The sequence below is a fragment of the Amaricoccus sp. genome (genome assembly GCF_017993425.1).
Lineage (GTDB): Bacteria > Pseudomonadota > Alphaproteobacteria > Rhodobacterales > Rhodobacteraceae > Amaricoccus.
The window spans coordinates 1-20,174 of the sequence record NZ_JAGOMQ010000055.1 but is presented as its reverse complement, the minus strand read 5'-3'; the positions used below and the strand labels follow the sequence as shown (position 1 = coordinate 20,174).

19 protein-coding genes are annotated in these 20,174 nt (G+C 72.1%); 12 read left to right on the top strand and 7 right to left on the bottom strand.

Annotated elements, in window-relative coordinates:
• Nucleotides 1-58 precede the first annotated feature (58 nt).
• The 6 genes from KBB57_RS18185 to KBB57_RS18160 all read left to right on the top strand — a co-directional run bounded on the left by KBB57_RS18185 (nt 59) and on the right by KBB57_RS18160 (nt 6,049).
• Nucleotides 59-1,063 (top strand): aldo/keto reductase, encoded by a 1,005-nt coding sequence (locus KBB57_RS18185; RefSeq protein WP_290753328.1) that lies wholly within the window; start codon nt 59-61, stop codon nt 1,061-1,063.
• Between the two features lie 203 nt (nt 1,064-1,266).
• The gene (locus tag KBB57_RS18180; RefSeq protein ID WP_290753326.1) at nt 1,267-2,697 is read left to right on the top strand and encodes an FAD-linked oxidase C-terminal domain-containing protein; all 1,431 of its coding nucleotides are present in this window, start codon (nt 1,267-1,269) and stop codon (nt 2,695-2,697) included.
• A 4-nt stretch (nt 2,698-2,701) separates the two neighbouring features.
• A complete protein-coding gene (locus tag KBB57_RS18175) occupies nt 2,702-3,847 on the top strand; it encodes an FAD-binding protein (RefSeq protein WP_290753324.1) in 1,146 nt (381 codons plus the stop codon).
• Nucleotides 3,848-4,000: a hypothetical protein gene (locus tag KBB57_RS18170; RefSeq protein ID WP_290753322.1), complete on the top strand. Its 153-nt coding sequence runs from the start codon at nt 3,848-3,850 to the stop codon at nt 3,998-4,000.
• A gap of 1 nt (nt 4,001) precedes the next feature.
• Nucleotides 4,002-5,294, top strand: coding sequence for a glycolate oxidase subunit GlcF (gene glcF / locus KBB57_RS18165; protein WP_290753319.1), 1,293 nt, complete (start codon nt 4,002-4,004; stop codon nt 5,292-5,294).
• Nucleotides 5,291-6,049 carry a trypsin-like serine protease gene (locus tag KBB57_RS18160; RefSeq protein ID WP_290753317.1) on the top strand — a complete coding sequence of 253 codons (759 nt, stop codon included), beginning with the start codon at nt 5,291-5,293 and terminating at the stop codon, nt 6,047-6,049. Before glcF ends, KBB57_RS18160 begins: the two co-directional genes overlap by 4 nt.
• Nucleotides 6,050-6,260: 211 nt before the next feature.
• Here the strand turns inward: KBB57_RS18160 and KBB57_RS18155 are convergent, their stop codons facing one another.
• Nucleotides 6,261-7,598 carry an ATP-binding protein gene (locus tag KBB57_RS18155; RefSeq protein WP_290753315.1) on the bottom strand — a complete coding sequence of 446 codons (1,338 nt, stop codon included), beginning with the start codon at nt 7,596-7,598 and terminating at the stop codon, nt 6,261-6,263.
• 58 nt (nt 7,599-7,656) lie between these two features.
• Here KBB57_RS18155 and KBB57_RS18150 point away from each other — a divergent pair, with 58 nt between their 5' ends.
• From KBB57_RS18150 to KBB57_RS18140, 3 genes are all read left to right on the top strand, one after another.
• Nucleotides 7,657-8,580, top strand: coding sequence for an MBL fold metallo-hydrolase (locus KBB57_RS18150; protein WP_290753312.1), 924 nt, complete (start codon nt 7,657-7,659; stop codon nt 8,578-8,580).
• A gap of 246 nt (nt 8,581-8,826) precedes the next feature.
• Nucleotides 8,827-12,156, top strand: a complete 3,330-nt coding sequence (locus KBB57_RS18145) for a M10 family metallopeptidase C-terminal domain-containing protein (protein WP_290753310.1) — start codon at nt 8,827-8,829, stop codon at nt 12,154-12,156.
• Nucleotides 12,157-12,220: 64 nt separating this feature from the next.
• Nucleotides 12,221-12,622 carry a hypothetical protein gene (locus KBB57_RS18140; RefSeq protein ID WP_290753308.1) on the top strand — a complete coding sequence of 134 codons (402 nt, stop codon included), beginning with the start codon at nt 12,221-12,223 and terminating at the stop codon, nt 12,620-12,622.
• A gap of 805 nt (nt 12,623-13,427) precedes the next feature.
• Here the strand turns inward: KBB57_RS18140 and KBB57_RS18135 are convergent.
• The 3 genes from KBB57_RS18135 to KBB57_RS18125 are packed head-to-tail and all read right to left on the bottom strand — an operon-like array spanning nt 13,428 to nt 15,524.
• Nucleotides 13,428-14,390 (bottom strand): sugar phosphate isomerase/epimerase, encoded by a 963-nt coding sequence (locus KBB57_RS18135; protein ID WP_290753305.1) that lies wholly within the window; start codon nt 14,388-14,390, stop codon nt 13,428-13,430.
• Nucleotides 14,391-14,392: 2 nt separating this feature from the next.
• Nucleotides 14,393-14,818 carry a Gfo/Idh/MocA family oxidoreductase gene (locus KBB57_RS18130; RefSeq protein ID WP_290753301.1) on the bottom strand — a complete coding sequence of 142 codons (426 nt, stop codon included), beginning with the start codon at nt 14,816-14,818 and terminating at the stop codon, nt 14,393-14,395.
• 55 nt (nt 14,819-14,873) lie between these two features.
• Entirely contained in the window at nt 14,874-15,524 is a 651-nt protein-coding gene (locus KBB57_RS18125; RefSeq protein WP_290753299.1) for a DeoR family transcriptional regulator, read from the bottom strand.
• 26 nt (nt 15,525-15,550) lie between these two features.
• Between KBB57_RS18125 and KBB57_RS18120 the strand changes: the two genes are divergently transcribed.
• A complete protein-coding gene (locus tag KBB57_RS18120; RefSeq protein WP_367272720.1) occupies nt 15,551-18,163 on the top strand; it encodes a recombinase family protein in 2,613 nt (870 codons plus the stop codon).
• A gap of 282 nt (nt 18,164-18,445) precedes the next feature.
• Nucleotides 18,446-18,598 (top strand): hypothetical protein, encoded by a 153-nt coding sequence (locus tag KBB57_RS18115; protein ID WP_290753297.1) that lies wholly within the window; start codon nt 18,446-18,448, stop codon nt 18,596-18,598.
• A gap of 203 nt (nt 18,599-18,801) precedes the next feature.
• Here KBB57_RS18115 and KBB57_RS18110 read toward each other — a convergent pair whose 3' ends face one another.
• From KBB57_RS18110 to KBB57_RS18100, 3 genes are all read right to left on the bottom strand, one after another.
• The gene (locus tag KBB57_RS18110) at nt 18,802-19,065 is read right to left on the bottom strand and encodes a BrnA antitoxin family protein (RefSeq protein WP_290753294.1); all 264 of its coding nucleotides are present in this window, start codon (nt 19,063-19,065) and stop codon (nt 18,802-18,804) included.
• Entirely contained in the window at nt 19,046-19,312 is a 267-nt protein-coding gene (locus KBB57_RS18105) for a BrnT family toxin (RefSeq protein ID WP_290753292.1), read from the bottom strand. The genes KBB57_RS18110 and KBB57_RS18105 overlap by 20 nt, the downstream gene beginning before the upstream one ends.
• A gap of 350 nt (nt 19,313-19,662) precedes the next feature.
• Entirely contained in the window at nt 19,663-19,854 is a 192-nt protein-coding gene (locus tag KBB57_RS18100; protein WP_290753289.1) for a hypothetical protein, read from the bottom strand.
• A gap of 158 nt (nt 19,855-20,012) precedes the next feature.
• Between KBB57_RS18100 and KBB57_RS18095 the strand changes: the two genes are divergently transcribed.
• On the top strand, nt 20,013-20,174 hold a 162-nt coding region (locus tag KBB57_RS18095), incomplete at its 3' end, for a transposase (protein ID WP_290753330.1).

The window sequence follows — 20,174 nt, the reverse complement described above, 5'->3', positions numbered from 1 at the left end:
GGGTTGACCGGGGCGGCGGCGGGCTTAGGGTCCCGCGGCGGAATTCGGGGGGGGCGGGATGCGGAAGCGGCGGTTGGGGGCGGGGGGGCTGGAGATCGCGGCGGTCGGGCTCGGGGCGATGTCGTTCGCGGGCGTCTACGGGCAGGCGAGCGACGCGGAGTCGGAGGCGACGCTGACGGCGGCGCTCGATCTCGGGATCGACCATATCGACACCGCCAACATCTACGGGATGGGGCGGTCGGAGCGGATCGTCGGGGCGTTCCTCGCGAAGCAGGGCAAGGCGCGGCACGGGTATTTCCGCATCGCCACCAAGGCGGCGATCGCGCGCGACCCGGAGACCGGGGCGCGGCGGATCGACAACCGGCCGGAGCATCTCGCCGCCGAGCTGGAGGGCAGCCTGAGGCGGCTGGGGCTCGACAGCGTCGATCTCTTCTACGTCCACCGCCGCGACCCGGCCGTGCCGATCGAGGAGGTGGCCGGCGCGATGGGCGAGCTGGCGCGGGCCGGCAAGACCCGGGCGATCGGGTTCTCGGAGATCGCGCCCTCGTCGCTCAGGCGGGCGGCGGCGGTTCATCCGGTGGCGGCGGTGCAGTCGGAGTACTCGCTGCAGACCCGCGCGCCCGATCTCGGGCTGGTGCAGGCCTGCGCCGAGCTGGGGACCACGCTGGTGGCCTTCTCGCCGGTGGGGCGGGGCCTGCTGACCGACGCGCCGCCGGGGCCGGAGGCGGTGGCGGCGTCGGAGTTCCTGCGGGTGAACCCGCGCTTCATGACGCCGAACCTCGCGGCGAACCTCGCCCATGTCGACGCCTTCCGGCGGCTGGCGGCGGAGATGGGGACCTCGGCCGCGGCGCTGGCCATCGCCTGGACGCTGTCGCGCGGCGAGCATGTCGTGCCGATCCCCGGCACCCGCTCGGCGGCGCATCTCCGCGAGCTGGTCGCCGGCGAGGCGCTGGAGCTCGGGGCGGAGGATCTGGCGCGGATCGAGGCGACGCTGCCCGTGGGCTGGGCGCACGGGGATCGCTACAACGAGGCGCAGTGGCTGGGGCCGGAACGCTACGGCTGAGAAGGCAGGTCCGGGCGTTCACGCGTGGACACGAGCCAAGTCATTGATATCTCGTGGCCGGGCGCCTGAACATGCACGATCCTGCACGATCTTGCACGATTCCCGGACACAGGCCCTGCGCGGAGGGGCGTCGCGGGCGGCGGTCTTGGCTTCCGGGTCGGGCGGACCTACGATGCGGGCAGGACGCGACCCGGGAGGTTCCCATGGAGATGCCGGATCCCGATCCCCGTATCCTCGGGCTGAAGGCCGAGATCGTGGCGCGGCTGCGCGCGGCGCTGCCGGGCGGGGTGATCTCGGAGCCGAACGAGGTGCGCGCCTACGAGTGCGACGCGCTGACCGCCTATCGCTGCCCGCCGCTCGCGGTGGCGCTGCCGTCCTCGACGGCCGAGGTGGCGGCGGTGATGCGGATCTGCTCGGAGATGGGCGTGAAGGTGGTGCCGCGCGGCGCGGGGACGAGCCTTGCGGGCGGCTCGCTGCCGACGGCGGACGCGGTGCTGCTCGGGGTGGCGCGGCTGACCGAGGTGCTGGAGGTCGACTACGCCAACCGCTTCATCCGGGTGCAGACGGGGCGGACGAACCTGAGCGTCACCGGCGCGGTGGAGGCGGACGATTTCTTCTATGCCCCCGACCCGTCGAGCCAGCTCGCCTGCGCCATCGCCGGCAATATCGGCATGAACTCCGGGGGCGCGCATTGCCTGAAATACGGGGTGACGACCAACAACCTGCTCGGCGTGACCATGGTGCTGATGGACGGGACGGTGGTCGAGATCGGCGGCGCGCATCTCGACGCGCCGGGGCTCGACCTCCTCGGCGTGGTCTGCGGCTCGGAGGGGCAGCTCGGCGTCGTCACCGAGGCGACCCTGCGCATCCTGCGCAAGCCCGAGGGGGCGCGGCCGGTGCTGTTCGGGTTCGGGTCGAACGAGGTGGCGGGGGCCTGCGTCTCGGACATCATCCGGGCGGGGATCCTGCCCGTGGCGATCGAGTTCATGGACCGGCCCTGCATCCGCGCCTGCGAGGCCTTCGCCCATGCCGGCTATCCGGACGTGGAGGCGCTGCTGATCGTCGAGGTCGAGGGCTCGGAGCCGGAGATCGCGGAGCAGCTCCAGAAGGTGATCGCCATCGCCGAGCGGCACGGGCCGGAGGTGATCCGCGAGAGCGGCTCGGCGGAGGAGAGCGCGCTGATCTGGAAGGGGCGCAAGTCGGCCTTCGGCGCCATGGGGCAGATCGCGGACTATATCTGTCTCGACGGCACCATTCCGGTGAGCGAGCTGCCGTTCGTGCTGCGCCGGATCGGCGAGCTGACCGAGAGCTACGGGCTCGGGGTGGCCAATGTCTTCCACGCGGGCGACGGCAACATGCACCCGCTGATCCTCTACGACGCCAACAAGCCGGGCGACCTGCACAAGGCGGAGGAGCTCGGGGCCGACATCCTGCGGCTCTGCGTCGAGGTCGGCGGCTGCCTGACCGGCGAGCACGGGGTGGGGGTGGAGAAGCGCGACCTGATGGACGTGCAGTACGACCCCGCCGACATCGAGGCGCAGCTGCGGGTGAAGGACGTCTTCGACCCGCGCTGGCTGCTCAATCCGGCCAAGGTGTTCCCGCTCGCCCATACCGCAGCCCGGCGGGCGGCCTGAGCCCATGTCCGCGCACGCCCCCGCCAGCGAGGAGGAGCTTGCCGGGATCGTCCGCGACGCCGCCGCGGCGCGGCGGCCGCTGGCGATCCGGGGCGGCGGCACGCGCGGGATCGGCGGGGCGGTCGAGGGCGAGGCGCTGTCGACCGCGGGGCTCGCCGGGATCGCGCTCTACGAGCCGGGGGCGCTGACCATGGTGGTGCGCGCCGGGACGCCGCTCGCCGAGGTGGAGGCGGCGCTGGCCGCGGAGGGGCAGCGGCTGCCGTTCGAGCCGTGGGACGCGCGGCCGCTGACCGGCGCGAACGGGGCGCCGACGGTGGGGGGCATGGCGGCGACGAACGCCTCCGGGCCGCGGCGCATCCAGGCCGGGGCGTGCCGGGACGCGATGATCGGGGTGCGCTTCGTCGACGGGACCGGGGCGGTCGTCAAGAACGGCGGGCGGGTGATGAAGAACGTCACCGGGCTTGATCTCGTGAAGCTGATGGCGGGCAGCCACGGCACGCTCGGGGTGCTGACCGAGGTGGCGTTCAAGCTGCTGCCGGGGGCGCAGGCGACGGCGACGCTGGTCTGGGACGGGCTCGACGTCGCGCCGGCGGTGGAGCTGATGACGGCGGCGACCGGCTCGCCCTTCGACGTCAGCGCCGCGGCGCACGTGCCGGCCGGGCTCGGCGACGGGCCGGCGACGATGCTGCGGCTGGAGGGGCTGGCCGGGTCGGTGGCGCACCGGGCGCGGGCGCTGGCGCGGGCGCTCGACCGGTTCGGGCCGGCGCGGGTGGTCGAGGGGCCGGGCGACTGGGCCTGGCTGCGCGACGCCGCCGGCTTCGCGGGGCGCGAGGGCGCGGTCTGGCGCGTCTCGGCGCGGCCGACGGACGGGGCGCGGGTCGCCGCGGCGCTGCCGGGGGCGGAGCTGCTGCTCGACTGGGCGGGCGGCCTCGTCTGGGCGCTGGCGCCGGAGGAGACGGACGTGCGCGCGGCGCTCGCGGGCATCCCCGGCCACGCCACGCTGGTGCGGGCCTCGCCGGCGGCGAAGGCGCGGCACGGGGCTTTCCCGCCCGAGCCCGCTGCGGTCGCGGCGCTGTCGGCGGGGTTGCGCGCGCGGTTCGACCCGGCGGGCATCCTCAATCCCGGCCGCATGGCCGGCGCGGAGGCCTGAATGCAGACGGATTTCACCCCCGGGCCGATGCGCGCCCCTGTCGCGTCGGGGCTGGCCGGGTCGCGCGCCCGCTTCGACCCGGCGGGCGTGCCCGATCCCGGCCGCGGGGCCGGCGTTCCCGATCCCGGCCGCGGGGCCGGTGCGGAGGCCTGAGGTGCAGACGAGTTTCACCCCCGAGCAGCTGCGCGACCCGGAGGTCGCGCGGTCGAACCGCATCCTGCGGACCTGCGTGCATTGCGGGTTCTGCACGGCGACCTGCCCGACCTATCAGGTGCTCGGCGACGAGGCGGACAGTCCGCGCGGGCGCATCTACCTGATCAAGGACATGCTGGAGGCGGGCAGGCCCGCCGACGCGCAGACGGTGAAGCACATCGACCGCTGCCTGTCGTGCCTCTCCTGCATGACGACCTGTCCGTCGGGCGTCGACTACATGCATCTCGTCGACCATGCCCGCGCCCATATCGAGCGGACCTGGCGGCGGCCGCCGCTGGAGCGGGCGCTGCGCTGGGCCCTGGCGAAGGTGCTGCCCTATCCGGGGCGGTTCCGGCTGGCGCTGCTGGCGGCGAAGCTGGGGCGGCCGTTCGCGGGGCTGCTGCCCGACGCGCGGCTGCGGGCGATGCTCGCCATGGCGCCGGCGCGGATCGAGCCGCCGGGGCCGCTCGACAAGCCGCAGGTGATCCCCGCCGTCGGCCCCCGGCGGCGGCGGGTGGCGCTGCTGACGGGCTGCGCGCAGCGGGCGCTGAACGGCGACATCAATGCGGCGACGGTGCGGCTGCTGACCCGGCACGGCTGCGAGGTGGTGATAGCGGACGGCATGGGGTGCTGCGGGGCGCTGACGCATCACATGGGCAAGGTCGGCGAGAGCCACGCCTCGGCGGCGCGCAACATCCGGGCGTGGATGGCCGAGGCGCGGGGGGCAGGGCTCGACGCGGTGGTGGTGAACGCCTCCGGGTGCGGGACGACGGTGAAGGATTACGGCGTCATGTTCGCGGGCGATCCGCTGGAGGCGGATGCGCGGGTCGTGGCGGGGCTGGCGCGGGACGTCTCGGAGGTGATGGCCGATCTCGGGCTGCGCGAGCCGACGCAGGCCGAGCCGATGCGGATCGCCTATCACGCGGCCTGCTCGTTGCAGCACGGGCAGCAGGTCAGGGCGGCGCCGAAGGCGCTGCTGAAGGCGGCGGGGTTCGAGGTGGTGGAGCCGCGCGACGCGCATCTCTGCTGCGGCTCGGCGGGGACCTACAACCTGTTGCAGCCGGAGCTTTCGGGGGCGCTCAGGGCGCGCAAGGCGGCGACGCTGGAGGAGAAGCGGCCGCAGGCGATCGCGGCGGGCAACATCGGCTGCATGATGCAGATCGGCGCGGCGGTGGCGACGCCGGTGGTGCATACGGTCGAGCTGCTCGACTGGGCGACCGGGGGGCCGAAGCCGCCGGCGCTGGCGGCGCGGTGAGGGCGCTCGCCGGGCTGGCGCTGGCGCTGGTCGCCTTTGCGGCGGCGGGGCAGGAGGCGCCGGTCGAGCGGGACGGGCGGCGGCTGCTCGACGCAAGCGAGGCGGCGGCGTTTCGCGGCATCGGGCGGCTCAACGTGGCGGGGACGCGGTTCTGCACCGCGGCGCTGGTCTCGGAGCGCGAGATCCTGACGGCGGCGCATTGCCTGTTTCACCCGCGCACGCTGGCGCGGGTGCCGCTCTCGGAGTTCCGCTTCGTGCCCGGGCAGCGGATGGAGGAGAACCTCGGGGTGCGCCGGGTGGCGCGGGCGGCGCTGCCGCCGGAGTTCAGCGCGCAGGCGGCGCCGCGGGCGGCGGACCTGAAGTCGGACATCGCGCTCCTCGAGCTCGACGCCGCCGTGCCGGCGGCGGCGGCGCCCTTCGCGGTCGGGGCGCTCGACCCGGGCGAGCTGGCGCTGACCATCGTGTCCTATGCCCGCGACCGCTCGCAGGCCCCCTCGATCAGCGAGGATTGCCCGCCGCTCGGGGCGATCGACGGGCTGCTGGTCGTCGGCTGCGCGGTGGAGCGCGGCGTCTCCGGGGCGCCGGTGCTGGCGGGGCAGGGGGCGGCGGCGCGCATCGTCGCGGTGGTGTCGGGCATGGGGAGCCTGCCCGACGGCGCGGCGATCACGCTGACGGCGCTCGCGGGGCCCCGCCTCGATGCGCTGCGCGCCAGCCTCGCCGCCGATGGCGAGGCGGCGGACGCGCCGGAGCGGTAGGGCCGGGAGCGCCCGTCGCATCCGGCTGCGCCGCGGCTTCCGCAGAGCGGCGGGAACGACCACGGCGGGCGCAGGACTCGCGCGCCGAGGTCGGGGCTGGGCGCTGCCGACGTGTCGTCGGGTGCCGGGCCGGCGGTCCTGCCGCGGCGGGCGCAGGGCGAGCGCCCGGTCTCGGCGGGGGCTGCCCCCAGGGGCGTGGCGTGCCGGCGGGCTATCGCGGGAGGCGCAGGACGGCGCGGAGGCCGCCGAGGTCGGGGCTGCGGCCGAGCTCGAGGCTGCCGCCGTGGCCGCGGGCGACGTCGAGCGCGATGGCGAGGCCGAGGCCGACGCCGCCGCCGGCGTCCTGGTTGCGGGCGGCGTCGAGGCGGGAGAACGGCGCGAGCGCGCGGGCGCGGTCCTCGGGCGCGATGCCGGGGCCGTCGTCCTCGACGACGAAGTCGAGGGTCTTGGGCAGGAGCCGCACCGAGAGCGCTACGTGCTCGCCGTAGCGGGCGGCGTTGCCGACGAGGTTCTCCAGCGCCCGGCGCACCGCGACGGGGCGCATCTGCACGTAAGGGTCCTGCGGCGTCTCGTTCAGGGCGGCGAGGGTCACGCGGGCGCCGCCGCGCTCGGCGTCCTCGACGAGGCGCCCGGCGAGGAGGAAGGGGTCGGTCGGCGCGCTCTCCTCGAGCTGGTCGCCGCGGGCGAAGGCGAGGAACTCCTCGAGCATCCGCTCCATCTGCGAGATGTCGCCGCGCAGGCCCTCGACCTCGTCCTCGTCGGCGTCGAGAAGCTCGAGCGTCAGCCGCATCCGGGTGAGCGGCGTGCGCAGGTCGTGGCTGACCCCGGAGAGCATCTGCGTGCGCTGCTCGATCTGCCGCTCGATGCGCGAGCGCATGGAGAGGAAGGCGTTGCCGGCGCGGCGCACCTCCTCGGCGCCGGCCGGGCGGAACGGCACGGAGCGGCCCTTGCCGAAGGCCTCGGAGGCCTCGGCGAGCTGGCGGATCGGACGGACCTGGTTGCGCAGGAACAAGACCGCGACCGCGCCGAGCACCAGCGACGCCCCGACCATCAGCACGAGGAGCTGGTGGGGGTTCGAGACGCTCATCCGGTTGCGCGGCACCACGGCGACGAGGACGCCCTTGCCGGTCGGGGCGCCGATATGGACGACGCGCGGATTGGAGGCGAGGTCGATGGCGAGCGGCCCGGGCAGCTCGTCCTCGAGCGTGGCGGCGAGCGCCCGGCCGGTCAGGTCGTCGAAGGGCCGGCGCACGCCCGGCGAGAGGGTGGCGTCGGGCTCGAGCCGCAGCGCCAGCCGCAGCGGCCGGGAGAGGACGGCGAGATCGGCGCGCGCGGCGTCGGCGTCGGGCGCCGCCTCGATCGCCTGCATCGCCGCGCGCAGCTCCAGCGCGACACCGCGGGTCATCTGCTCGGTGACGCGCAGGTAGTGGCGCTGGAAGAACACCAGCCCCACCAGCAGTTGCAGCAGCACCATCGGCACGAGTAGGATCATCAGCGCCCGGCCGAACAGGCTGTGGGGCAGGAACGACCTGGCGCTCGGCAGCTGCATGGCGCGGCGTTACGCCGGCGCGCCGGGCGGCGCAAGCGCCGCGGGAGGGAGCGCGCGGATGGCGGGGGATCCTTTCCGGCGCGACCATGCCCCGGCGCACGGGGTTGCCGAGCCGCTGGCGCCGGGGATCGTGGCGGTCACCGCGGCCAATCCGGGGCCGATGACCTTCACCGGGACGCGGACCTACCTCGTCGGGGCCGGGCGCGACGTCGCGGTGATCGACCCCGGGCCGGACGACCCGCGCCATCTCGACGCGGTGGCGGCGGCGGTCCCCGCCGGGGCGCGGGTGCGGGCGATCCTCGCCACCCATGGCCATGCCGACCATGTCGGCGGCGCGGCGGGGCTCGCGGCGCGGCTCGACGCGCCGGTGCTCGGCTTCGGGCGGCGGGAGCGGACGCCGGTCATGGCGCGGCTTGCCGCGGAGGGCGCGCTCGGCGGCGGCGAGGGGATCGCCGCGGGCTTCGCGCCCGACCGGCGCCTCGGCGACGGCGAGGTGGTGGCGGGCGACGGCTGGCGGCTGGAGGCGATCCACACGCCCGGCCATCTCGGCGACCATCTCTGCTTCGCCTGGCCGGAGGCGGGGGCGCTGTTCTCCGGCGACACGGTGATGGGCTGGGCGACGACGCTGATCTCGCCGCCGGACGGCGACCTCGGGGCGTTCCTCGCCAGCCTCGACCGGCTCGAAGGCCGCGCCGAGGGCGTCTATCTCCCCGGCCACGGCGCGCCGCTCGCCGATCCGCGGGGCATGATCGCCTGGCAGCGGGCGCACCGGGCCGAGCGGACGGCGCAGATCCGTGCGGCGATGGCCGGCGGGGCGGCGAGCATCCCGGAGATCGTGGCCGTGGTCTATCCCGACCTCGGGCCCGCCCTGCGCCCGGCCGCGGCGCGCAACGTGCTCGCGCATCTGATCGACCTCGTGGAGCGCGGCGCGGCGGTCGCGTCCGGGCCGATCGGCCCGTCGGCGCGCTATGCGCCCGCCTGAGACGCGGATGAAGCGCGGAGGACAAGCTGCTGACATGCTGGGGCGATTCGCCGCTGACCGCTCCAGCGCGCGGCGGCCCGAGGCGGCGGGATGCCGCTCGCGTCGTCGCCGGGGTAGACACGTCTCACGAGCGAGTTATCTGGCGCTGGACCGGGCGGAGCGGCGATGCTCGCGGCGACGGCGGCGTTTCGGCTGCGGGACGGGACGGACTTCGGGTGCGCACGATCGTGAGAGAGGAGCTCTGCGATGCCAGACGATGCCAGCGACGCGTGGCGGGATAATGACCAGACCCCCGACAATCCCTACGGCAAGAGCGAGGACTACGAGGGCTTTCTCGACTATCTCGGCGCGCTCGACCGCAGCCTGACGCCGGAGCTCGCGGCCGGCACCCTCCGGATCAACGTCTCCGAGCTCGCCGACCATCCCGAGTACAAGGCCGCGGCGATCGGCGCGCTGCAGATGTGGTCCTCGGTCACGCCGCTGAAGTTCGAGATCGTCGAGGACGCGCCGTTCGACCCGGACGTCGACTGGATCGAGGTGGTGAGCCCGGAGCTCGGCGAGCAGGACGACGGCAGCGCCTATTCCGCCAACCGCTACGTCAGCATCGGCCAGCGCTTCCACGACACCGAGCCGAACAAGACCGACATCGGCGGCTACGTCTTCGATTCCTATGTCCATGAGTTCGGCCACGAGTTCGGCCTGAACCATCCCGGCCTCTACAATTACAGCGGCCCGGGCGGGGTGCAGATCAACTACCTCAACAACGCGACCTGGATCTACGACCGCCAGCAATACAGCGTCATGTCCTACTTCGACGGGATCGACGTCGGCGCGACCTCGCGCTGGTCGGCGGTGACGCCGCTGATGGCCGACATCGAGGCGGTGATCCGGCGGTTCTTCTCGACCGTCGACGCGAACGGCGAGCGCACCTACCGGCACATCGACCTCAACACCGGCGACAACGTCTACGGCTTCGGCAGCGCGCAATACGGCTACCTGCTGACGGCGGCGGGGATGCAGCACGACGTCGGCTTCGTGATCCACGACACCGGCGGCACGGACGTCCTCGACTTCTCCGGCTCGACGGCGGGGACGATCCTCGACCTGCGCGCGGGGCAGTTCTCCAGCGTCAACGGCCACAGCAACAACGTCTCGATCTTCGCCGGGCACAATGCGGACGCGACCGACTACTACGTCGAGAACGGCGTCGGCAGCGCCTATGCGGACATCCTGATCGGCAACGACGGGGCGAACGTGCTCGACGGCCGCGGCGGCGGCGACCGGATGGCGGGCAACGGCGGGGACGACACCTATTTCGTCGACTCGCTCGACGACCTCGTGGTCGAGGACGAAGGCGGCGGGAACGACACGGTGGTCGTGGTCGCGCCGGGCCTGAACCTCGGCAGCATCGCCAACGTCGAGACGATCATCTACGCGGCCGGGGCCTTCGCCGACGCGGGCGGCGAAGCCGACGCCCTGCCGGGCGGGGCGGGCGACGACACGCTGACCAGCATCATCTACGGCGACGAAAGTGACGAGACGCTCGACGGCGCGGGCGGCGACGACACGATCTTCGGGATGGGCGGCGACGACCTGATCATCGGCGGGCGCGACTCGCTGGCCAGCCGCGACATCAACAACACCATCGCCGTCGAGGACTTGGAGGACCAGACCGAGAGCGACGACGGCGACGACACGCTCTATGGCGGCGCTGGCGACGACGTCATCCTCGGCGGGCAGGGCGACGACATCCTCGACGGCGGCTGCGGCGACGACACGCTGAGCGGCCAGGCGGGGATGGACGTCTTCCGCGGCGGCGCGGGCGTCGACACGGTGGACTACAGCCGCGAGAGCCCGTTCCAGCTCCTCGTCAACCTCGCGACCAACGTGGCGAGCGGCGGCACCGCCTCGGGCGACACCTTCGACAGCATCGAGAACCTGATCGGCTCGGACGACCGCATCGACCGGTTCATCGGCACGGAGGCCGCCAACCACTTCCGGGGCCAGGGCGGCGGCGACTACTTCAATGGCGGCGGCGGCGACGACATCCTCGACGGCGGCCGGGACGGCGACATCCTCTACGGCGAGGCCGGCGACGACACGGTGATCGGCGGGGCCGGGCAGGACTACCTCGACGGCGGCTCCGGCGTCGACACGGTGGTCTACGCGGGCAGCACGGGCGCGGTGACGGTCGACCTCGCGGCCGGCACGGCGAGCGGCGGCGACGCCGACGGGCCGGTGCAGATCGTCGGCCGCGGCTCGGCGATCCGGCACGACTTCGTCGTCGGGTTCGAGAACGTCCTCGGCTCCGACCACGACGACCGGCTGATCGGCGACGCGGGCGCGAACGCGCTCTACGGCGGGGCGGGCGACGACACGCTCTCCGGCGCCGGCGGGGCCGACCGGCTGGTCGGCGGGGCCGGCAGCGACACGGCCGACTATTCCGGCGCGCGCCGCGGCATGGTCCTGGCGCTCGGCGGCGACGGCTCGGGCGGCGACGTCTACCGCTCGATCGAGAACCTCGCGGGCACCGGCTACGACGACCGGCTGAGCGGTTCGCGCGGGGCCAACGTGCTGACCGGGCAGGGCGGCGACGACGTGCTGAACGGCGGGCGCGGGGCGGACACGCTGCTCGGCGACTTCGCCTATGCCGGCGACGCGCCGCCGCGGCCGGGGCTCGGCAGCGGCTACGCCACGCTGGGGCCGGACGCGACCAACGACTCGATCGCGAACGCCTTCGACATCTCGAACAACTTCTCGCTGGCCGACGACCCGGACATCTTCGACTCGACGAGCGTCCTGCACTCCACGGTCAACGCGGTCGGCACCGGGGCGGGCGGCTACTACCGGATCGACCTCGCGGCCGGGACGGTCATCACCATCGACATCGACGGCATCGCCGACCCGGACGTCCATGACAGCTGGGTGCGGCTCCTCGACGCCGACGGCGCGATCGTCGCGGAGAACGACGACGGCGGCGGCGATCCCGGCTCGCTGAGCGGGCGCGATTCGAGCATCGTCTACGTCGTGGAGGAGACCGGCAGCTACTACGTGCTGGAGGGCCAGTGGTCGCCGTTCACCGGCGACTGGGATCCGTCGGTGCCGGAGGGCTCGGCCTACAAGGTGAACGTCTCGGTCGACTTCCCGCCCGCCCCGGAGGAGCCGGGCGTGGCGGGCTCGGACGTCCTGCGCGGCGGCGCCGGCGCCGACCTCCTCGACGGCGGGCTGGAGGCCGACATCCTCCGCGGCGGCGCGGGGTCGGATTCGTTCCGGTTCTCGACCGCGCTCGGCGCCGGCAACGTCGACACGATCACGGACTTCGCCGTGCGCGACGACCTGATCCTGCTCGACAACCTGATCTTCGCCGCGCTGGGCGACGAGGGCGGGCTCGACGGGGCGGCGTTCCGGCGGAGCGCCGCCGGCGTGGCGCAGGACGCCGACGACCGCATCCTCTACGACCGCGACAGCGGCGCGCTCTCCTACGACGCCGACGGCGACGGCGCGGACGACGCGGTGCAGTTCGCCTGGCTCGACGCGAACCTCCGCCTGTCGGCGGACAACTTCGTCATCATCTAGCCCCCGCCGGCGGGGGCGCCTCCGGGCGCTCCCGCCGGCGCGGCCGCAGAAGGGAGGCCTCGCGATGCCTACGGATCGCAGGACGGTGCTGGTCGCCGCCGGCGCAGCCGCGGTCGCCGCCGCCGCAGGGCCGGTTTCGGCGCAGTCCGGGTCGCCGTCGGGCGCGGCGGAGATCCGCGGCTCGGTGACCTATCTCGGCGGCGGCCCCATCCCCAAGGGCGTGCTCGTCCTCTCCCTCGACGCCCCGGCGGACGCGAAGGCCCCGCCCGAGGCCCGCATCCCCAGCGACGGCGACGCCACCGCGATCGCCTTCGCCCTGCCATCGCCCGCGACCGCGACCGCGGCCCCGGCGGTCCGGATCGTCGCCCGCCTCGAGCGCCCCGATGGCTGGCTCCTCGCCCGCGGCAGCGCCATCCCGGCGCCGGGCGCCCCGGTCGAGATCACCCTCGCGGAGGTCATGTACTGACCGAGAGGGCGCGACGCCGAGGCGGCCTTCGCCGAGGCCGGCCGCGACCTCGCCGAGCAGGTCGAACTCGCCGCCGCATAGCAATCCCCGGGCGAACCCGTGTGCGACCCGAGCCGCGGAAGAACGGGCGCGAGGGTCTGATACCGGACTCGCTTGATCTGTTCCGTTTGGCCGACGGATCGACAGGTCCGGGCGTGTCGACGTTGATCGGGTGGAGAATGACAGCGTAAAGAAAATTGCGGGCGTGCCTGCCTGTCCCCGGAATTTGCGCAAATATATTTCGAAATATTTTGAATATGAACGGTGAAAATCATTGCATCGTCATCAGCGTCGCATTTCGCGGCGCCGTTCGACTCACTTCGAGGTTCCGCCTTCCCCGCCGCTGCCGCTCCGCGTCGAGCGGGTGACATGGGCATGTCACCCGGCGGGCGCCGTCGGGGGACGGACCTCGCCGCGCGGGAGGGGCGGCCACGCGGGGAGGGAAGAGAGCTGAGCAGCCGAAGCTGGTATGATGAGGTTTAACCATCATCCTGTGACGGCTACCCGTCAGGATACTCCTGCTCCGCCAGAAGCTCGAACGATATGGGATGCCTCCGAAGCGTGGAACAACGTCGAGAGGGGAAATGGGTAGGTCGAGCGGAATCGGACTCGGATTCGTCGGCGGGGGGCCCGGATCCTTCGTGGGCCACCACCACTTCCGGCTGGCCGCCGGCTGCGGCAAAACCGCCAGCCAGACGCGGCCCGTCGTGTAACGGACCGCGCCGATGGGCTGCCGATGGCGACCGCCCCGGGCGGCCGCCGATTGTCATGCCGGTGCGGGCTCCCGGCGCCGGGCGGACTCGGCGATGGCGAAGCGGAGGGTGTCGACGCTCTCGGCGATCGCGGCTCGAGTCTCGAGCGTGTAGTCCTCGTTCTCGATCGAGATCACGTCGTCATAGCCGACGTCGCGCAGCGCGCCCACCACCTCGAGCCAGCCGCGGCGCGAGAGGCCGTGGCCGAGCGGCACGAAGTTCCAGGTCCGCCCAGGGACCGGGACGACGTGCCGGGTGTCGAGCGTGCCGTTCACGCGCGCCTCGGGCTCGACGCGGGTGTCCTTGCCGTGGACGTGGTAGATGTTCTCGCCCCCGAGCGCCTGGATCGCCGCCACCGGATCGCCGCCCATCCAGAGGAGATGCGAGGGGTCGAAGTTCATGCCCACGGCGGGGCCGACCGCCTCGCGCAGGCGGAAGTAGCTGTCGGGGTTGTAGACGCATTGCCGCCCGTGGTTCTCCACGCAGAGCCGGACGCCGGCCTGCTCCGCCACGCCGGCGAGGTCGGTCCAGAACGGGATCACCCGCTCGGTCCACTGCCATTCGAGCATCTCCATCGCCTCGAGCGGCCAGGACGAGGTGATCCAGTTCGGCATCTTCTCGTCGGGGCCGCCGCCGGGCAGGCCGGACATCATGATGACCCGCCCGACGCCGAGGAGCTTCGCCAGCGCGATCGCGTCATGGGCGAGCCTGGCGTCGTTCGGGCCGGTCGCGCCCGGATGGAGCGGGTTGCCCGAGGCGTTGAGCGCCGAGATCGCGAGGCCGCGGTCGCGCAGGAGCCCGCTCAGGCGGTCGCGGGCGCCGGCGTCGGCGAGGAGCGTGGCGATCTCGACATGCGGCGCCGAGGACCAGCCGCCGAGGCCGAACTCGACCGTGTCGAGGCCGAGCGAGGCGGCGAGGTCCAGCATCTCCTCGATGCCGAACGCCCCGAGGCTGTCGGTGTTGAGCCCGATCTTCATCGTCAGTTCTCCCAGTCGATCTTGACCGCCGCGTTCGTTTCGCTCGCCTTCTGGATGGCGTCGAGCACCTGGGCCGCCCGGTAGCCGTCCTCGATCGAGCCGTTGGCGAAGGGCTTGCCCTCGGCGACGGCCTCCAGGAACTCGTGGATCATGAAGCCGAAGCTCTCGGCGTAGCCGACCGGCACGAGGTCGTGCGGCACGGCGGCTAGCTCGGCGACGTAGGGCGAGGACGGCCGGTTCAGGATGCGCTGGAACGGCGCCGGGCCGCTCTCGCCGAGGATGGCGAGGTCGAAGTGCGACGGCGTCTCGTTGGTGAAGCGGGCGGTTCCCTTCGTGCCGTAGACCTCGACCTGCACCCGGTTGCCGGCGCCGACGGCGACGCGCGAGGCGGTCATGAAGCCCTGGGCGCCGTTGGCGACCCTCGTCACGATGTGGTCGATCGCCGTGATCAGGGCACCGTCCCCCCCTATGACCGCAGCAAACTCAAGGGCCGCCTTCGCGAACTGGTCGATACCTTCCCGAGCGGCGCGTGCCGACGAACTCCATCAGACCTTTCGCCTTGAGGGCAGCAATGTCCCGTCGTGCCGTCTTCTCCGAGACCCTCCAGCGCTCCATGATCTCGACCGCTCCGACCTGACAGCCCGCCCCCACAACCTCCAGAAACCAGGTCCGGCGCTGGTCCGGCGCAGCCCCGCAATGCGCTTCCAAGCCAAGACGATCACGGTCATCATCACGGTCATCCCGCCCGGCGCCTCCAGGTGTCTTCTCGCCCGCCGGTCCGACTGCCTGCGCGAGCTGGCCCAAGAGTCCAGTGCCGGACGTCACGCGCGGCACCGCTTGGATATGCGCTGTCGCCGCCATATCCGCCCTACCCGCGGCCGCCAGGATCGCCCAGAAGACGGTTTCCGATTCCCGCATCAGAACAAGGAGATGATCGCCACACGGACCGTGCGTGCCAGCAAGCCAATGCTTCACGGTCCGCTCTCCCGCACCCGTCCAGTTCATCAGGGTCTTCGCGGCCCGGTGGGTCCCTCCGAGGTCCGCGACGAGTGCATCGGCGACGATCCCGGCGTAGGTCGTGCCGCCGCCATCACGGTCATTCCCGCCCGGAAACTTCTTGCCCGTTTTCGGCAATATTTTTCCGCTCCTCCCCAGCTACAATGCCGGCTGAGGAGCGCGAAAACGGCTGCTCGGTGATGCCTGCGGTCGCGCGATCTGGCGCAGGGCTTGGCCCTGCCCTGAAAGGACCGGGCCAGGTGACGGGAGGCGGAGACCGCGGCGATCACCGGCGGACCGAGGCAGGCGCAACTCCTGTCCGGGCTGCGCAATACGTGCGCATGTCGACCGAGCACCAGCAATACTCGACGGAGAACCAGGCCCACGCGATCCGGCAGTATGCCGACCGGCATGGCCTCGAGATCGTCCGAACGTATGCCGACGAAGGCCGCAGCGGGCTACGGATCGAGGGACGCGACGCGCTTCAGCGGCTGATCGCGGACGTCGAGAGCGGCGCGGCGGACTTCACGACGATCCTCGTTTACGACGTGAGCCGGTGGGGCCGGTTCCCGGATGCCGACGAGAGCGCCCACTACGAGTATCGCTGCCGGCGCGCCGGCATCCAGGTTCGGTATTGTGCTGAGCCGTTCGAGAACGACGGGAGCGCCCTTTCGACGATCGTCAAGGGCGTGAAGCGGATGATGGCGACCGAGTACAGCAGTGAGCTGTCGAAGAAGGTCTTCGCCGGTCAGTGTCGCCTGATCGAGCACGGCTTCCGGCAGGGTGGCGCGGCCGGCTATGGCTTCGGCGACGACCAGGGCGGCACGCCCAAGGGCGAGCTCACGAAGGGCGAACACAAGAGCATCCAGACTGACAGGGTGGTGCTGGTTCCGGGACCGCCCGAGGAGGTGTCGACGGTGCAGTGGATGTATCGCGCCTTCGTCGTGGACGCGAAGCCCGAGGGCGAGAGCGCCGAGACCCTGAACGCTCGGGGCGTCGCGACCGACCTGGGTCGGCCATGGACCCGCGGGACGGTCCACCAAGTGCTGATCAACCCGAAGTACGTCGGCGACAACGTCTGGAACCGGGTGTCGTTCAAGCTGAAGCAGAAACGGGAGCGGAACCGCCCGGAGAAGTGGGTCCGCGCCGAGGCTGCCTTCGAAGGGATCGTCGACCGCGCCCTCTTCGACGCCGCAGCCGCCATCATCGCGGAGAGGGCGCGCCGACTGACCGACGAAGACTTGCTGAGTACGCTGCGCGCGCTCTTCGAAGCCCAGGGTCGCCTCTCCGGCTTGATCATCGACGAAACCGACGGCCCGTCGAGCAGCGCATACCGTCACCGCTTCGGGAGCCTGCTGCGCGCCTACAGCCTCGTCGGTTACTCGGCCGAGGAGGTGAAGCGCAAGCTCGAGGCCCCGTCCGAGCTGCTCCTCGAGATCATCGGCCGCATGGAGCAGATGGACAGGGCGGCGCAGATCCGCATCGCCGACGAGCTGTTCGGCGGGACGGCCGGCGAGCGGTTCGTTGAACTCCTCGACCAGGGCGAGGCAGGCATCCGCGCGACGATCGACCGCGCCCACGAGCCGGACATCGTCATGTCCGACAACCTGATCGCCACGGCGGCCGAGCTGGACGGCATGTTCCGCACCATCGCGAACACCGTGGGCGTCGAGCTGAAGTCCGCCATCGTCTCCGCGGCCGACAGCCTCGTCGAGCTCATCGAGTCGTTCCGCTCCTTCGAGAACCAGCGGACCTCGACGCTGGAAGAGCGCGCGAACGACCTCATCCGGCAGAAGCCCGACCTGGCGGCAGAGCAGCGCGCCGTGCAGGCCGACGACGGCCTGACGGAGAACGCCCGCAAGCTCGGTTTCGGCGCCGCCGACAGCGCGACGACGCAAAAGCGCGTCGCCGACCTGCAGGCGCAGATCGACGCCCTGTCGGCGCAGGAAGACCAGATCATCGCGGAGTTGCAGAACCGGACGCCGATCGCGCCGCCGAAGGGCCCGACCGATCGCACCTGGACGCCGCCCACCTATACCCCGCCCGCAGGCGGCAGCGGTAGTGGGGGAAGCGGCGGCAGTCGAGGGGGCGGCGGGGCGCAGGAGCGGGCGGATGACTTCGACCGCGAGGCCGAGGCGCTCATCCGGCGGACGCAGGCGCTGAAGGCCGGCACGCTCGCGCAGTCGGAGATCAACCCGCTCCTCAACGACTTCGGCCGAGCGGCCGAGTTCGCCTCAGCCCGGACCGACCTCCTCCTCGCCGCGCAGCAGGCCGGCATCCCTGTCACGGCCGAGCTGCGCGCGCAGGTCGACCAGCTGGCCGGCGCCTACGCCGACGCCACGGTGGCGCAGGCGCAGCTCGACGCCGGGCAGCAGGAGGCGGTGCAGGCGGCCGAGGAGATTCAGCGCCTGCGCGGCGAGGCGACGCAGGGCTTCGTGCGCGATCTCCTCGACGGCGTCTCGGCCGCCGACGCCCTGGCGAGCGCGCTCGACCGCGTCGCCGACAGGATGATCGACATGGCGCTGCAGAACCTCTTCGCGCCGTCCGGCGGCGGCGCAGGGGGCGGCGCGGGCATTCTCGGGGCCATCGGCAGCCTCTTTGGCTTCGCCAACGGCACGGCGAACACGGGCGGGCGGCGCGGCGAGGTGCGCGGCGTGGTGCACGGCCGGGAGGCCGTCATCCTCCTTCCCGACGGCCGCCGTGTGCCCGTGGAGATGCGCGGCGCGGGCGGGGTGCAGGACGTGCGCGTACGGCGGCGCAGGTGTCTCGTGCGGTGACGTCGCGAGGCCTGGCCGCCTACGATGGCGGCCTGCCTGACCGCCTCGCGCAGATCAACCGCGATCCGTGGAGAAGGGTGATGATGGACGGCTTCGGCCGCATGGAGCGGCAGCTCGTCGAGGCGCTGGAGGCGCATCTCGCATCGGGCGCGCCCCCCCGACATTCCGGAGGCGGGCCTGCCGCTGTGGCGCGCCTTCGTCGAGCTGGGGGCGACGCGCAGCTGGCACGCGACGGGGCCGAACCCGATCGCCTACGCCGAGGTGGAGGCGTGGGGGCGGCTCATGCGCTGGCCCCTCGAGCCGCGCCACGTCCGCGTCATCCGGCGCCTCGACAACGCCTGGCTCGGCCAGTTCTACACGACGCGGCCGGGCGGGCGGAAGAAACGGGCCGGCCCCCTTACGCCGGCGGCATTCGACGCGCTTTTCGCGCGGTGACACGAGAAAGGGTGGGTCGCACCCTGCGGGACGGAAGCGTTGCTCCGCGAAGCGGCCGCGTTAGTCGGGCGGTGGCAAAACTCCGACAGCTCCGGGCGGGGCTTCCTATACCCGCCGCGGGAGACGATGCGGCGGCCCGTGAACCGCGCGGCGTCGAAGGGGGCCGGATCAGCGTGAGGCTGGTCCGGCCAGCCATCGAGCATCTACCCGGCAATCGACTTCTTCAGCGCCTCGTCGATCCGACCCTGCCATCCGGGACCGGTGGCCTTGAAATGCTCCACGACCTCGGGGCTGAGCCGGATCGAGAGGGCAACCTTCTTCGGCACCTTCTGCGCGCCTCGGGTGCGAGGAAAGGCGGCCAGAACATGCGGCGGAAGCTCGCTCGCGGGCCGTGCCCGGGCGAAGTCCGCCTCAGTCCATTCCGGGTTGTCGTCGTCGAACACGACCTCAGGGCGCTTGCGGGACATAGCGTCTCATCTCCTTCTCGTGCGCGCGGCGCAGGCTGATCGCGCGGATGCGGCCGTCGCGGTCGGTGAAGACGAGGCAGTGCGGCCGGCCGTCGATCAGGCCCCAGGCGCGATACCGGACCTCGCCGTATTCGTTGCGGTCATCGACCACGAAAGCGAGGATTTCGAGATCGGCCGCGCAGGACAGGGACACGCCGTGCTTGTCGAGGTTGGCCGCGTCCTTCGCAAGGTCGAACTCGATTTCCATAGGGTATGTATATACAATCTGCGCGCCGGGACAGTCAAGCAGATTGTATATACTCAAGGGCGACTGGATACCGGGCCGGGGTCAGCGGGATGCCGGCCGTGGCTTCTCAGGGTAGAGGGGTCAGGTGTTTGTTGCGGGCCAACCAGCGATGGCCCGCGCCCGATTGATGGCGTCGTGTACCGATTCGAGAGCGCGGACCTCTTCGTCGAGTCGTGCGAAGATCTTCGCCAACCCCTCCCCGCCGTCGCGGAGGAGAAGCTCGGCGGCGGTCGCGCGGGCTGCGATGAGGCGATCTAAGGTCACCCGGTGAGCGCAAGGTGCGCGCACGCTGCTCCCTCATCCATCCTCTTTCATACGGTTGACCTTTCCCAGAAGGACTTCTCCGGCAGATCAGAGGGAAGATAGCCGCGTTGGCGAAGCCAAGCCGTCAGCAGCTTCTCAACAAGCGAGGCCGTTGATCGACTGTCGTCGGCGGCTGCCTTTTCCGCAGCGGCCTTCACGGCCTCGGGAACCCTTACTGAAATCGTCGCGGTCTTTGTCATTGAGTGCGTTTGTGTGCAGTTGACATTCATCCGTGCCTGTAGCAATGATGCACACAGTTGCATCCAAATGCAACGGGCCGGCCTAGGAGCTGTGGACTCTAGGGATTCCCGTTTGGGAAGGGACGTGATTCAAGGTTGTCTCCATGGAGGAGGCAGCGTTGGGAATTCGACTTGTCCTGAGCGATCGTCAGTTGGAACGGATCGCGCCGCACATCATCGGTGACGAGCGGACGCGGGGGAGCAGCGGTCGCGACAACCGGCGGTTTGTCGAGGCGGTGCTGTGGCTGGTGCGCACCGGGGCGCCGTGGCGTGATCTTCCC